Origin of the sequence: uncultured Stenotrophomonas sp. (assembly GCF_945952405.1) — a bacterium.
Lineage (GTDB): Bacteria > Pseudomonadota > Gammaproteobacteria > Xanthomonadales > Xanthomonadaceae > Stenotrophomonas.
The window spans coordinates 161,611-176,205 of the sequence record NZ_CAMFIA010000001.1; the positions used below are offsets into that span (position 1 = coordinate 161,611).

The following is a 14,595-nucleotide window of genomic DNA, read 5'->3' on the forward strand; positions in this document are numbered from 1 at the left end:
TGCCGAGCCCGGCTCGGCACTCCCCTGGAGCCGGGCCATGCCCGGCTGGCGTCACATCGTCACCTTGCGCCGGTTGTCATCGCTCACCCGGTCGATCAGCTTGTTGTACGGATCGAAGCCGGCTTCGTCCGGCGTTTCATCCACGGTCACCGTGATCTTCGGCGTGGCGCTGGTGATGTGATGCCGTTGCAGGTACAGCACCTTCTGGTCGCGCTCCTTGCCCGACGGCCCGTTGGCGAACACGCCGACCTCGATCCAGTCATCCATCGTGCCGTCGCTCTCCTTGCCCTTGCCATCGGCGTACTGCTTGGCGGCGTGCAGGTCCAGGGTCACGTCGTAGCGGCCGTCATCGCGCTTGCGGGCGCTGGCGGCCATCACCCGGTTGTCGTAGAAACTGATCTTCTCGAACAGGTCGGTGACCAGCTGCTGGCGGTCGGCCGGCGTCTCGGCACGGAGGTAGCCGAGCAGCTCGCGTGAGGAGGTGTACGGCGGCTGCTGGTAGCCCTTGTCCTGCAGGAAGCGCTTCAAGGCGTGGTTCAGGGCCTGCTCGCCGATCTCCTCGCGCAGCCGGTAGAACGCCAGAGAGCCCTTCTGGTAGTGGATGTACTGCTGGTTCTCCACGCGCTCCAGCGGCTGCTCCTCGATCGCTTCGCCGCCACGACCGGACAGGTAGCCGTCCAGTTCGCGCTTGAGGAACTGCCGCATGTGCTGGCGACCGTACTCCTGCTCCATCACCATCAGCGCCGAGTACTGCGACAGCGATTCGGACAGCAGGGTGGCGCCCTGCACGTTGGCACCGATCACCTGGTGTGCCCACCACTGGTGCGCGATCTCGTGCGCGGTCACGTAGAACACATAGTCCACCTTGTCCGGGTCGCGCAGATCGGCGATGAAGCCGATGGCCTCGGAGTAGGGGATGGTGTTGGCGAACGACTGGGCGAAGCGGGCGTAGCCCGGGAACTCGATGATGCGCACCTGGCGGTGCTGGTAGGGGGTGAAGTTGGCTTCGTAGTAGGCCAGAGACTTCTGCACCGCTTCGATCATGCGGTCGACGTTGTAAGCGTGCGCCGGGTCGAAGTAGACCTCGATCGGGATGTCCTTGTACTTCGCCCTGCGTACCTGCCAGCGCGCCGACAGGTAGGCGTAGAAGTCCAGCATTGGCCGGTCCATCGCGTAGCTGAAGCAGCGTCGCCCGTTCACCGTGGTCTCGTGCTGCAGGTAGCCCGGGGCCAGCGCGACCTGGTCCGGTGCGGTGCAGACCGTGGTGCGGAAGTCGAGCCAGTCGGCATCGTGGGAAATGTAGGTGTTGGCCCGCGCCGCTTCATCTTCAAGCCTGGGCATGCGCCGCGGCTCACCGAGGTCGCGCTTGCGGCGCTCGTTGCGGTCGCGGATCTCGGCGCCCTCGTTGTAGCCGAACGAGGGCAGCACGTTGCTGTTGAAGAACGTACCGTTGTCGACGATGTTGCTCGGCGCCTGGCCAGCGGTGATGCCGTTGGGCTTCTGCACGACACGGAAATGGATGCCGCGGGTTTCGCCCGGTTGCAGTGGCTTCTGCAGGCGGTAGATGCGGTAGCCGAGATCGGCATCGTGCATCGCCAGGGTCTGCCCACCGAGGTCGACGGCGACCAGCTGCTTGTCATCGGCCATCGACAGGTGCACGTCCTGGATCGGCGTGGCATGGGTGTTGCGTACCGTCCAGTCCGCATCGATCACCATCGACTGTGATTCCGGGAACAGGTCCACGCGGTTGTCCACCGCCACGATGCGCGGCTGCGGCAGGTTGCGGTACTTCGACAGTTCCCGCTCGTAGCGGGCCTGCAGGTCCAGCTGCCGGTCGGGCGGGATGAACTCGTTGCGGATGTTGGTGCTCCAGTACAGCCAGCCGCCCAGCCCGACGAAGGCCAGCGCTGCCAACCCGGCGAAGACGCCGGTGGGACCGCGCAGGCGACGCCCGGCCAGGGCCAGGCGCTGGCGCAGGCCCTGGCTGACACCGCGCACCCAGAATGCGGAGGCCACGCACATCAGCGCCAGCAGGAACAGCGCCCAGTAGCCCTGGAAGGCCAGCTGCCCGGGCAGGAAGTGGCCGTAGCCGTTCATGTCCGAATAGGGGGCGTTGGGCCAGCTGCCGAAGTTGTACAGGTTCTGCGTGTAGTCCAGCAGGCCCAGCACCCCCTGGCCGATCATCACCACGATCAGCAGCGCATAGCCGATGAACTTGTTGTTGGTCAGCACCTGCAGCACCAGCGCCAGCCCGCCCATCAGGATGTAAACCACCGAATCCAGCGCCAGGCTGCGCAGGTACAGCATCGGCTCCAGGTGGGTATAGCCCTTGGCCAGCTGCACGCCCATCGCCGCCAGCGCACCGGCGGCCTGGAAGCAGGCGATCACCGCCAGCAGGGCGGTGAACTTGGCCAGCAGCGGTACCCAGTTCGGGACCGGCATGGCGTCGGTGACTTCATTGATGCGCGCCGCGCGTTCCTTCCAGACCAGTTCACCGGCGAAGAACAGCACGATGATCACCAGCAGCCAGCTGAAGGCACCCTGCAGGCCCATGATCATCTGTGAGGTGACCGGCCAGATCGGGGTGCCGTAGAGCGTCTGCCGGAACAGTGCGCTGGGCACGAAGTTGGCCAGGCCGAGTACCAGCAGCACGATGAACGGGACACTGCGCAGCACCCCGCGCGTATCGAAGCGGACCTGGCGCAGGAACTGCTGCCACGCGGTGGTGGGGGTAAACGCCGGAACCACGCGCGGCAGCCCCGCGCGGGCCGGGCGATGGATAGCGGCATCGGCCACGGGCAGTGCCTGCCGGCGCCCCCATCGACGACGGCCACTGCCGCTGCGCTCGGTGCGGAACAGGGCGAAGGTGGCGGCGAACAGCACCGCGGCCATGCCCAGCCACAGCGCCCGGTTGGCCAGCAGGTAGCCGGTCAGCGCGGGAATCCCGCTGTTGCGTTCAGCGGTGGACCAGTAGCGGATGGTCCGGGCCAACGCGCGCATGCCCAGCGGCTCGGCCAGGACCGCGATCCAGGTGTTGTCGATGTCACGCAGCAGCGCCGAACTGACGCCGTACAGCACCAGGTAGGCGACCAGGCCGATATAGACCCACAGGATCGAACGGGTCAACGCGGCCAGCAGCGACAGCAGCGCGGTGGTGAACAGCAGGTTGGGAATGACGATGACCGCGAACGTCCAGGCGTAGCCCTGCCAGCTGATCGGGCCCATGCGTTCGGGGTCGACCCACGGCATGAACGGCGCCAGCCACAGCCCGAGTGCGATCAGCACATAGACCAGCACTCCGGCGGCCAGGGCGGCGGCGATGCGTCCTGCCAGGTAGTCGCGGCGCTTCACCGGGCTGGCGAAAATCAGCTCGGCGGTGCCGAGTTCGAAGTCACGCAGCAGCGCATTGCTGACGAACAACGCGGTGACCAGCATGCCGAGCAGGGTGAAGATGCCCAGCATCTGGGCGATCACGGTGGGCGCGTTGCTGTGCACATTGCCGCTGCCGCCGCCGATCTGCACCACGTCGCTGGAAGCGGCGGCGAAGGCGAGCAGGGCGAACAGCCCGGCCAGCAGCCACAGCAGCGGGGAACGCAGCTGCTCGCGCAGCTCGAAACGGAAGAAGTCGAGGATCATGACGGGCTCCGCTCAGGCTGCCGCGCGGGCACGGGCCTGCAGGCGCAGGCGCTGGAAGTACACGTCCTCGAGGTCGGGAGCCACGGCGGCGAAGCCGTCGCCGGGGTCGCTGGCGCTGTGCACGTGGATCACCGGGCGGCCGCCGACCAGGCGGGTGGACAGCACCACGTAGCGCGCTTCATGGTCGGCCAGTTCCGAGGGTTCCACCTGCTTGCGCCACACTTGTTGCTGCAGGGCGTCGATGGCGTCGGCGGGACGGCCGGTCAGCAGCACCTGGCCCTTGTTCATGATCGCCATGGTCGGGCACAGGTCGGTGACGTCCTCGACGATGTGGGTGGACAGGATCACCGCCACGTTCTCGCCGATCGCCGCCAGCAGGTTGAGGAAGCGGTTGCGCTCCTCGGGGTCGAGGCCGGCGGTGGGTTCGTCGACGATCACCAGCCGCGGGTCGCCCAGCAACGCCTGGGCGATGCCGAAGCGCTGGCGCATGCCGCCGGAGAAGGTGCCGAGCCTGCGCTTGCGCGCGTCCCACAGGTTCACCTGCTGCAGCAGCCCATCGACCACCTCGCGGCGCTGCGCGCGCTGGGTCAGGCCCTTCAGCACGGCGAAGTGCTCCAGCAGGTCCAGCGCGCTGACCTTCGGATAGACTCCGAAATCCTGCGGCAGGTAGCCCAGCCGGCGGCGCACCGCATCCTTATCGCGCAGCACGTCGATCGGCGCCTCGCCGGGAATGCTGAGCGTGGCCGAGCCACTGTCGGCCTCCTGCAGGGTCGACAGCGTGCGCATCAGCGAAGATTTGCCGGCACCGTTCGGGCCGAGCAGGCCGAACATGCCGCGCGGAACATCCAGGCTGACGTTGTTGAGAGCGTGCACGCCGTTGGCGTATGTCTTGGACAGCGAATCGATCTTCAGCATGCGACGTACACCTTTCCATGGACGTGTCTGCGCGTTATCCGCGCATCGGTGCCGGTCCGCATCCGCCGTTGGTCATGGTGGGGGACGGCCGCCCTTGCACGTTGGCAGGCGCGTGTTGGCCCCTAGCCGCGCAGCGATGACTCGCGCGCCACCAGCTTCACTGGAATGCTCTGGCTCTGCACCGGCTGCCTGCCGATCAAGGCCAGCAGGCGTTCCACCAGCAGCTGCCCAGCCTGCTTGGTGTCCTGCTGCACGGTGGTCAATGCAGGTGACACCGAGGCCGCCAGCGGGATGTCGTCGAAGCCGGTCACCGCCACGTCCTGGGGCACCCGCAGCCCGGCTTCGCGCAGCGCACGCATCGCGCCGATCGCGATCAGGTCGCTGGCCGCGCAGATCGCATCGATCGGTTCGCCACGTGCCAGCAGGGCCTGGCAGGCCTCCTGCCCGGAGGCTTCGGTGGTGATCGCATCGTGCTGCAGCGCCGGCAGTGCGGCCACGCCGTGGTCGTGCAGGGCGGCGACATGGCCACGGTAGCGCTCCTGGAACTCGGGGTAATGGCTGGAGGCATGGCCAAGGAAGGCGATGCGACGGCAGCCCTGGTGCAGCAGGTGGGTGGTGATGTCATGCCCGCCCTGGAAGTTGTCGCTGCCGATCGACACGCCGGGCTGGCCGGGCAGGGCGGCGCCCCAGCGCACGAAGTGCGTGCCCTGTTCGACCAGCCGCTGCAGGCGGTCGCGCGATTCGTGGTAGTCGCCATAACCGAGCAGGATGATGCCGTCGGCCTTGTTGCTGTCCTCGTAATCGGCCTGCCAGTCGGTCGACAGCTGCTGGAACGAAACCAGCAGGTCCTGCCCATGCAGCGCGCAGGCCCGGGTGATCGAGCCCAGCATCGAGTGGAAGAACGGGTTGATCAGCGAGTCGTCGTTGGTCGGGTCTTCGAAGAACAGCAGGGCCAGGGTGCCGGCGTTGCGCAGGCGCAGGCTGGAGGCGTTCTTGTCGACCTTGTAGTTCAGCTCGCGGGCGATGCGCAGGATCCGCTCACGGGTCTCGGCATTGACCATCGGGCTGCCTCGCAGCGCCCGCGACACCGTCGGCTGGGAGACCCCGGCCAGGTGGGCGATGTCCAGGGAGGTGGCTTTGCCTTTGATCGTCATGGGAACGCGAGTGGGCAGCGAGGAGGGGGCTCGGGCATGATGCCACGGGCTGACGCCAATGCCCCGCCAGGCCTGCGCCAGGGCGAAGGTAAGTCATTGCCTGCAAAGGAAATGAGTCCGATCCTTCGGCCGGGCAGGGCTGTTCTGATCGGGCGGATGGCGGCCGCAATGCTAAGATGTTTCGTTCTCGCATTCCCCCAAATTTCAACAGGGGCGCCCCAGCGTGCTGCACCCCCGCCCGGGGCTGTGCTATCACTGCTGGTCTGCCCCTGGACAACGAACGAAGGTACCTATGGCGCGCGGCATCAACAAAGTCATCCTGGTCGGCAACCTCGGCAACGACCCGGACGTGAAGTACACCCAGAGCGGCATGGCGATCACCCGCATCAGCCTGGCCACCACCAGCGTCCGCAAGGACAAGGATGGCAACCAGCAGGAACGTACCGAATGGCACCGCGTGGTGTTCTTCGGCAAGCTCGGCGAGATTGCCGGCGAGTACCTGCGCAAGGGTAGCTCGGTCTACGTCGAAGGCAGCCTGCGCTACGACAAGTACACCGGCCAGGACGGCGTGGAGAAGTACTCCACTGACATCGTCGCCGATGAGATGCAGATGCTGGGCGGCCGCGGTGAAGGCGGTGGCGGTGGCGGTGGCGGCAACTACGGCGGCGATCGCCCGCAGCGCCAGCAGGCTCCGCGCCAGGAGTACGGCGGCGGTGGCGGCGGCCAGCGTGGTGGCCAGGGCGGTGGCTATGGCAACCAGGGCGGCAACCAGGGCGGTGGCTACGGCAACCAGGGTGGCAACCAGCGCCCGCAGCCGCAGCAGTCGGCGCCGCCGATGGACGATTTTGCTGACGACGATATTCCGTTCTAAACCACGATCCGGTTCTGCTTGTAGATCTACCCGATGGCAGGGAACTCCGGTTCCCTGCCATTTTTGTGCCCGCAGTGCGTTGATGGAAACCCGTTGGGCACTCGCGCGTATCGCTTGACGGCCTTCCGCAGGATGCTCGATCCCGCTTCAACGGTGGCTTCGGCAGCAGCTGGATTCCGCCCTCCTGAACACTCTTGACAAGGGCATTGGCCCCCCCCAATCTCCCGCTCCGGGGATGCGCTCAACGGAAGCAGCGCACGGGAACGTTATGCCACAGGGAGACGCGGCACCTTCGGTGCCGGGGGACGAAGGGGCGCACGAACACCAGGACCTTGCACTGCGGGGGCTGGTGCTGCTTGCTCAATTCCATGGCATCGCCGCTGACGCGGGTCAGCTGGCGCATGATGCTGGAGTGGGCAGTGCGGCAATGGACGAGACGACGCTGGTCCTCGCCGCGCGCAAGCTGGGCCTGAAGGCCAGAGTGAGTTCGACAGCGCTGGCTCGCCTGGCGCTGACCAGTCTTCCGGCGCTGGCACTGGGTGACAACGGCGACGCCTTCATCATTGCCCGGATCACCGGCGACCAGGTGCTGATCCATGACCTCACCCAGCGGCGTCCACGCACCATCGACATGCCCGCGCTGCAGCAGCGCTATCGGGGGCGACTTCTGCAGGTGGCCTCGCGGGCGTCGGTGCTTGGCGAACTGGCCCGCTTTGATTTCAGCTGGTTCATTCCTGCAGTCATCAAGTACCGGAAGATGCTTCTGGAGGTCTTTGTCGTCTCCTTCTTCATCCAGCTGTTTGCCCTGGTAACGCCCCTGTTCTACCAGGTGGTGATGGACAAGGTGCTGGTGCATCAAGGCCTGACCACGCTGGACGTGATCGCGATCGGCCTGGTGTCGATCGCCGTATTCGACGTCGTCCTGAGCGGACTGCGTACCTATGTGTTCGCCCATACCACCAGCAAGATCGATGTCGAACTTGGTGCGCGCCTGTTCCGCCATGTGCTGGCATTGCCGCTGGCCTATTTCGAGTCCCGCCGCGTGGGTGACACCATCGCCCGCGTGCGCGAACTGGAGAACATACGCAGTTTCCTGACCGGGCAGGCCCTGACATCGGTACTCGACCTGTTCTTTACCATGGTCTTCCTCGCCGTGATGTTCTACTACAGCGGTTTGCTGACACTGATCGTGGTGATGTCACTGCCGGTCTACGCGCTGATTTCCGCCGGCATCACGCCGGTGCTGCGCAAGCGGCTGGACGAGAAGTTCGCACGCGGCGCCGACAACCAGTCCTTCCTTGTCGAGACGATCAGCGGTATCGGTACGGTCAAGGCCAGCGCGGTCGATCCGCGGGTGACGCGCACCTGGGACAACCAGTTGGCCGGCTATGTGAATGCCGGTTTCGCGGTCACCCGGATTGCCACTGTTGGCCAACAGAGCGTGCAGCTGGTGCAGAAGCTGGTCAGTGTCGCCATCCTGTTCTGGGGCGCGAAGCTGGTGATCGACGGCAGGCTGTCACTGGGCCAGCTGATCGCGTTCAACATGCTGTCCGGGCAGGTGGCTGCACCGATCATCCGGCTGGCACAGTTGTGGCAGGAGTTCCAGCAGGTCGGCATCTCGGTCCAGCGTCTGGGCGACATTCTCAACACGCGTACCGAACTGCCGGGCAGCCGCATGGCACTGCCGCCGATCCGGGGTGACATCACGTTTGAACAGGTCGGATTCCGCTATCGAACGGATACACCCGAGATCCTGGCTGGCATTGACCTGCACATCCCGGCCGGGCAGGTCATCGGCATCGTCGGGCGTTCCGGCTCAGGCAAGAGCACATTGACCAAGCTGGTCCAGCGCCTGTACACGCCCGAGCGCGGCCGTGTGCTGGTGGATGGGCATGACCTGGCCCTGGCCGACCCTGCCTGGCTGCGACGGCAGCTGGGCGTGGTGCTGCAGGAGAATTTCCTGTTCAACCGCAGCGTGCGCGACAACATCGCGCTGAGCGATCCCGGCATGCCGCTGGATCGGGTGATCCAGGCGGCAACCCTGGCCGGCGCGCACGAGTTCATCTCGGCCCTGCCCGAAGGCTATGACACCCGGGTGGGCGAGCACGGCGCCGGCCTGTCGGGCGGACAGCGGCAGCGGGTGGCGATCGCGCGTGCGCTCATCACCGATCCGCGCATCCTGATCCTGGACGAAGCGACCAGCGCGCTCGACTACGAGTCCGAACATGCGGTGATGGCCAACATGCGCGAGATCTGCAAGGGTCGCACCGTCATCATCATCGCCCATCGCCTGTCCACCGTGCGCAGGGCCAACCGCATCGTCGTGGTCGATCGCGGCCGCATTGTCGAAAGTGGAACCCATGATGAGCTGCTGGCCGGGGCCGGTGGCCACTATGCCCAGCTGCACCGCCTGCAGCAGGGGGCCGCATGAAGCACATCCGCGACGGACTGCGTGATTTCGCCTCACGTTACATTGCTGTATTCAAGGCGGCCTGGCGCAATCGCCACGCACTGGATCCGCTGCCGCGCGATGCCGATGAGCGTGCGTTTCTGCCTGCGCACCTGGAGCTGGTCGAAACGCCGACCTCGCCGGCCGCACGCTGGACCCTGCGCATCATCATGGCGCTGTTCTGCGTGGCGTTGCTCTGGGCCACCCTCGGCAAGCTCGATATCGTCGCGGTAGCACCCGGCAGGACCGTCATCGACTCGCGTACCAAGGTGGTGCAGCCGGTGGAAACCGGCGTGGTGCGGCGAATCCTGGTGCGCGACGGGCAGGTGGTGAAGGCCGGGCAGGTGCTGATCGAGCTTGACCCGACCGCAACGGCGGCCGATGTGGTCAAATCCGGCGACGCCTTGCTGAATGCACGGATGACCGCGATGCGCCTGCGGGCACTGGACATGGCCGTGCAGGCGGGTGAAGTGCCAGTGATCCGTGCGGAGCCGGACCTGCCGGCCGACCGCGTCCTGGCCGAGCAGATGCTGGCACGCAGCCAGTACGAGGCATTGCAGGCCAAGCGGCATAATCTGCAGGCTGTGATCTCACAGCGTCGCGCCGAATGGGAAACCGTCCAGGCCGCAGTCAAGCCATTGGCGGAGTCGGCACGGATCTCCACGTTGCGGGCGGATGACTATCGCCGCCTGCTGGAAGGCAACTATGTCGGCCGCCATGACTATCTGCTTCGTGAGCAGGAGCGCATCGCGGGCGAGCGTGACCTGCTGGCGCAACGCAACCGCCTGCGGGAGATCCGGTCCGCCCAGCAGGCTGCCGAGGAAGAGCTGCGCGTACTGATGGCGGATTTCCGCCAACAGACGCTGGACGGCCTGCGCGCCGCGCAGGAGCAGGTCGGCCAGATGACGCCCGAAGTCTCGCGCACGGGCCAGCGTGACCAGCAGAAGATCCTGCGCGCCCCGGTCGATGGCACCGTACAGCAGTTGGCCGTGCATACCGTGGGCGGTGTTGTCACTCCGGCGCAGCCGCTGTTGGCCGTGGTGCCCAGCGGGGAAGCGCTGGAAGTGGAGGCCAGCATCCTCAACAAGGATGTCGGCTTTGTCCGCAATGGCCAGCCGGTGACTGTGAAAGTCGAGAGCTTCCCGTACACACGCTATGGATACCTGACGGGCAGGGTGGTGAGCGTGTCGCATGATGCCTTGCAGGACGAAAAGCTGGGCCTGGTGTTTCCGGTGCGGATACGTCTGGACAGCGCAACGCTGGAGATTGATGGCATCCGCGTGCGGATGACCGCTGGCATGAACCTGAATGCCGAGATCAAGACCGGCAGGCGACGGGTGATCGACTACCTGTTGAGCCCGTTGCGCCAGCATGCGGGCGAAGCGATGCGTGAGCGGTAGTCTCGTTCATATGGCGGCACCGACGAGGTAAATGTCGGCAGCGGGCGATCTCTGCACGCCGGCTCCGATTGGCAGGCCAGGGCCGGTCACGCAACAAGCGCGAGGTCTGCTGCGGCTGGGCTGAGGCGAGGGCTAAACCCTGTGACGCTTGCCGGGATACGGGTAGTGGGAACCCTGACGTTGGAGCAGGGTCCCGGACCCTATGTGCCGCCGGGATGATCCTGGTCGCTACCCCTTCTGTATCCCCTCCAGGAACTGAGTCATGAGCGAACCGAACCACATCGTCGGAACCGACAGCTTTGACAATCTTTACGGAACAGAAGATGACGATGTTCTCGAGGGACTGGATGGTTACGACCTTCTGTATGGACGGGGAGGTAACGACGTTCTGCTGGGCGGCTACGCCGGGGATCATCTCTTTGGTGGTACGGGAAACGATCTACTGATAGGTGGTCCAGGCGACGACTTTCTGAGTGGCGATGAGGGGGACGATGTCTATCGTTTCGATAACGGCTTCGGCAACGACGTGATCGAATCACGGGGGCAGTCTGGCAGCGATGTGGTTGAGTTCACCGGCACCCTGGTGCTGTCCGCCTTCAGCTTCAGGTTCGAGGACGGAGGCCTGATGCTTGAAGCATTTGGCAACAGCCTTCTTCTGTCGGACTTTTCTCTTGATGCTGCATATCCGATACAAGAGTTTCGTTTTGCTGACGGCATCGTGTTGACGGCGAGTCAGCTTTACGATTGGGCAATGAGGCCAACGGCAGCCGATCAGGTGCTTCACGGCACTGAAGGCGACGATGTGATACATGGCGGCGGTGGCAATGATTGGTTGATCGGAAATGGAGGCGACGACAGCCTCTGGGGGGATGATGGCAACGACTTACTCCAAGGACGCGACGGCAATGACGTCCTTCATGGAGGCTCTGGCGACGACGACCTCTATGGGGACAGCGGAGACGACGTTCTCATCGGTGGTAGTGGCGCCGATCGCCTTTCGGGGGGGGATGGCAGCGATACCTATCGTTTCGAAACCGGCTTCGGTGCCGACGAGATCGATGAGCCTGCATCGGGCAACGCGGCCGACCTTGATTTCATCGAGTTCGGCAATGGAATCCTGGCCTCCAGCGTTCTGCTGTTCCGCGAAGCTGACGACCTTCTGCTGAAGCTGGCGGGCAATACAACGGACAGCATCCGCGTCCGGAATTTCTACGTCGCATCCGAGCCGGGCGTGGAAGGCATCGACGGTGTGAGGTTTGCCGATGGCACCTACTGGAACGCAGCCGAGCTTCGCCAGCGTGTGCTGACACCCAATGATACGGCCCAGCTGATGATCGGCACCGAGCTCGCCGATGTGCTGGATGGTGGCGGTGGAAATGACACGCTGGAGGGAGGCGGTGGCGATGACGAACTCATTGGCGGGTCCGGCCACGATGTCCTGCGCGGCGGGACCGGCAACGACCTCCTGAAGGGGGGCAGCGGCGACGACGAACTTGACGGTGGTGACGGTGATGACCGACTGGTTGGTGGTACAGGCAATGATCGCCTGTCAGGCGGGGCGGGCACCAATACCTATGTCTTTGCGCGTGGAGACGGGGCAGACACCATCAGCGCTGCCGGCTCGGAGGGGCTGGATGTGCTCGAGCTGGGCGTGGGACTGGGGCGCGCCGAACTCGCCTTCGTGCGGCAGGACGACGCGCTGCGAATCGATGTGATCGGCAGCGCGGACAGCATCTTCGTCGAGAATGCGTTCAATGGCGGGGCCCTGTCGCGCTTGCGCTTCGCTGATGGCAGCGTGCTGGAAGTCGCGCAGATGCGCGAGCTGGCCCTGCTCGAGCATCGCGGCAGTGGCCTAGCGGACACGCTGGCTGGGGGCCTTGCGAATGACTATCTCCTTGGCCTGGATGGCAATGACATCTTGAACGGCGGCGCCGGCGATGACCTCCTGGAAGGCGGCCGTGGCAACGATACCCTTGACGGTGGAACCGGCAACGACACCTACGTGTTCGCGCCCGGATGGGGGCAGGATGTCATCCTCAACCTTGACGTGCATGCCGATGGACTGGATACGGATCGTATCGTGTTCGTTGGCGGTATCCGCGCGGAAGACGTGGAGGTATCCAGTTCCGGGCATGACCTGGTGCTTCGGCACAAGGCCACGGCGGACCGGGTGACGGTGAGTGGCTTCTTCGTCGATGCGGTGGGACAGGATCGCCAGATCGATGAAGTGCAGTTCAGTGATGGCAGCATCTGGACGCTGGCCGATCTCTACCAGGCTCAGCAGGTCGGGACATCTGCAGCCCAGACGATGCATGGCGGAGCGCTCGCCGACCTGCTCGATGCCGGTGGCGGGAACGACTGGCTGTATGGGCACGATGGCGACGATACGCTGGTCGGCGGAGCCGGTCATGATGTGCTGGTGGGGGGCCGCGGCAGCGATACCTACCGCTTCGACCTCGGCTGGGGCTCCGACATCATCGACAACAGTGCGGCAGGTGATACCGCGTCGGATATCGACCGGGTTGTCTTCGGCACCAGTGTGGCGGTCCAGGATATCCGCGTGTCGAGCCGCCTGGATGATCTGGTGCTCCAGCATGCCAACGGCGACTCGGTAACATTGCAGAACTTCTTCGGCCCGGGTAATCAGGTCCAGGAGGTGGTGTTTGCCGATGGGACGCGCTGGATGCAGTCTGATCTGCTGCAGATGCAGCTGCCCGGCGACGCCAGCGATCAGTATCTGTACGGCACCGCACTCAATGATCTGATCCAGGGACTGGACGGCAACGACCAGTTGTACGGCAATGCCGGTGCTGACACCCTGGAGGGCGGTGCCGGAGATGACGTGCTGGATGGCGGTACCGGCAACGACATCCTGGATGGCGGCGAAGGCAACGACATCTTTGTATTCGCGCGTGGCAGCGGGCATGACCGCATCATCAGCCAGGATCCGGACGGTGCCTTCTGGGATGTCCTGCAGATGGGGACAGGCATTGCCGCAAGCGACGTCACGCTCAGCAGGAGTGGCAGGGATGTGGTGCTCACCCTCGACGGTGGCAACGACAGCGTAACCCTGGTTGACTTCCTGCCTGCCGTGGAAGGTGACTGGCCCACCGCACTGGATGAAATCTGGTTTGCCGATGGCACGGTATGGGATGCTCCCGGCATCGTTTCGGCATTGCCGGTGCAGGCTTCCGCGCAGGGCGCCGAGGTCGGTCAGCTGGTCGCTGCGATGGCAACGTCGGCTGCCGACAGCGGCCGTTTCCTGCAGCCACATGCGGACCGCTCCGAAGCAGGTACGCAGCTGTTCGCCGTGCACACGCTGCTGCGATGAGCCCGCCGCCCGTGTCGGCGACCCCGGAGTCGGTGGTGTTCCCGTTGGGAGGACTGCACCTCGGTGACCTGCTGATGGCGCTGCCGGCGATTGCCGCAGTGCGACGCTTCGCCACGCCGGTTATATCGGGGCTGCAGCCGCGGCACTTTGCCGCGGTGTCGGCGCTGCCCCTGCTGTTCCGGCACAACGGTCCGCCGGCGGCACGCACGCTGTTGCCGGTGTGGCGGAGCGGCGAGCACCGAACCGATGGCTGGCTGGCCACGCTCGGTGCTGGCGTGGAGCCTGAGCGGATGGCGATCCCGGTGCGTGGCCTGGCGCAGGCACACGGCGCCTTGCCGGGACCGGGCTGGGCATTGCTCAGCCCTTGGGCGGACCATCCGCCCAAGCGCTGGCACGCGCAGGGTTGGCAGCAGGTGGCGGCGCACCTGCGCGGGCGTGGATACCGGATCGCCCTGATTGGCCCCAGGTCTTCGGCGGCGCTTGTCTCACAGATTGGCGCAGCCGCAGATCGCGTGCTGGTCGGCATGGATTCGCCGACAACCTGGCCGGCACTGCTGACCCGTGCCGACATCGTGGTCAGTCCGGATACGGGCTGCGTGCATATGGCCGATGCCCTGGGCGTGCCGGTGGTGGGGTTGTATGGCCCGACCTCTGCTGCCGAGTATGGTCCGTACTGGCAACGCGATTTCTGTGCGAGTGCACCGGACATGGCGTCGCTGCGGGCAGATGCGGTCTGCGAAAGAATTGATGGCCTGCTGTCCGGGCTTGGACGGCAGAGGCAGGATCGCGCCGCGCCCTAAACTGTTCTGCGCACCCCTGGATAACTGGAGAAGGAGCCG

8 protein-coding genes are annotated in these 14,595 nt (G+C 65.3%); 5 read left to right on the forward strand and 3 right to left on the reverse strand.

The genetic code is table 11. The features are described 5' to 3' along the window. Positions 1–51: 51 nt before the first annotated feature. The 3 genes from Q0P60_RS00830 to Q0P60_RS00840 all read right to left on the reverse strand — a co-directional run bounded on the left by Q0P60_RS00830 (position 52) and on the right by Q0P60_RS00840 (position 5,705). Complete coding sequence (locus Q0P60_RS00830) at positions 52–3,636, reverse strand: ABC transporter permease subunit (protein WP_294987296.1); 3,585 nt, start codon at positions 3,634–3,636, stop codon at positions 52–54. A gap of 12 nt (positions 3,637–3,648) precedes the next feature. Then, entirely contained in the window at positions 3,649–4,551 is a 903-nt protein-coding gene (locus tag Q0P60_RS00835) for an ABC transporter ATP-binding protein (protein ID WP_294987298.1), read from the reverse strand. A 122-nt stretch (positions 4,552–4,673) separates the two neighbouring features. Then, complete coding sequence (locus Q0P60_RS00840; protein ID WP_294987300.1) at positions 4,674–5,705, reverse strand: LacI family DNA-binding transcriptional regulator; 1,032 nt, start codon at positions 5,703–5,705, stop codon at positions 4,674–4,676. A 292-nt stretch (positions 5,706–5,997) separates the two neighbouring features. On the opposite strand from Q0P60_RS00840, the gene Q0P60_RS00845 reads away from it, so the two are divergent. The 5 genes from Q0P60_RS00845 (at position 5,998) to Q0P60_RS00865 (ending at position 14,556) form a co-directional block, all read left to right on the forward strand. Then, entirely contained in the window at positions 5,998–6,576 is a 579-nt protein-coding gene (locus Q0P60_RS00845; RefSeq protein ID WP_294987302.1) for a single-stranded DNA-binding protein, read from the forward strand. A 268-nt stretch (positions 6,577–6,844) separates the two neighbouring features. Beyond that, a complete protein-coding gene (locus Q0P60_RS00850; protein ID WP_294987303.1) occupies positions 6,845–9,007 on the forward strand; it encodes a type I secretion system permease/ATPase in 2,163 nt (720 codons plus the stop codon). After that, entirely contained in the window at positions 9,004–10,425 is a 1,422-nt protein-coding gene (locus tag Q0P60_RS00855; protein ID WP_294987305.1) for an HlyD family type I secretion periplasmic adaptor subunit, read from the forward strand. The genes Q0P60_RS00850 and Q0P60_RS00855 overlap by 4 nt, the downstream gene beginning before the upstream one ends. A gap of 262 nt (positions 10,426–10,687) precedes the next feature. After that, entirely contained in the window at positions 10,688–13,756 is a 3,069-nt protein-coding gene (locus tag Q0P60_RS00860) for a calcium-binding protein (protein WP_294987306.1), read from the forward strand. Continuing rightward, entirely contained in the window at positions 13,753–14,556 is an 804-nt protein-coding gene (locus tag Q0P60_RS00865) for a glycosyltransferase family 9 protein (RefSeq protein WP_294987308.1), read from the forward strand. Before Q0P60_RS00860 ends, Q0P60_RS00865 begins: the two co-directional genes overlap by 4 nt. The last annotated feature ends 39 nt before the right edge of the window (positions 14,557–14,595 follow it).